2 tRNA genes are annotated in these 531 nt (G+C 42.0%); both read left to right on the forward strand.

Annotated elements, in window-relative coordinates:
- Positions 1 to 14 precede the first annotated feature (14 nt).
- Positions 15 to 91: transfer RNA gene (locus NI464_RS15770), tRNA-Ile, on the forward strand.
- A 71-nt stretch (positions 92 to 162) separates the two neighbouring features.
- A tRNA-Ala gene (locus tag NI464_RS15775) sits at positions 163 to 238 on the forward strand.
- The last annotated feature ends 293 nt before the right edge of the window (positions 239 to 531 follow it).

Here is a 531-nt window from a genome sequence, read left to right on the forward strand (position 1 = left end):
TACGATGTATCTGAGGGTCTGTAGCTCAGTTGGTTAGAGCACACGCTTGATAAGCGTGGGGTCACAAGTTCAAGTCTTGTCAGACCCACCAAATCTGACTAACGAAGCATGAAAGTGCTGAAGCAAACAGAACAGAACGATACATTGACTTATTGATAAGCTGGGGACTTAGCTTAGTTGGTAGAGCGCCTGCTTTGCACGCAGGAGGTCAGGAGTTCGACTCTCCTAGTCTCCACCACGTATCCTTCGGATACGTAATAAGCAAACGATCAGATAGCTTATAGAGCTTAGTGATAAAGCAGCGTATAATGCGCGGCATTGTTATTAACCTCTGTGATTTATCACAGTTTCCTGACCTGACGAAGGCTGGAAAAATCATTAACAGAATATATTTGAGTTGAAATAATTTGTTCAAACTCGTTTCAAGTAGGCAACTACAAGAAATGAGTTCTAGCGAAATTAACTGAATCAAGCGTTTTGGTATATGAATCTAATTGAAGCTGTACGGTGCTTAAGTGCACAAACGCCAAC

Source organism: Acinetobacter lwoffii (assembly GCF_024129685.1).
In the GTDB taxonomy this organism is placed as follows: domain Bacteria; phylum Pseudomonadota; class Gammaproteobacteria; order Pseudomonadales; family Moraxellaceae; genus Acinetobacter; species Acinetobacter lwoffii_X.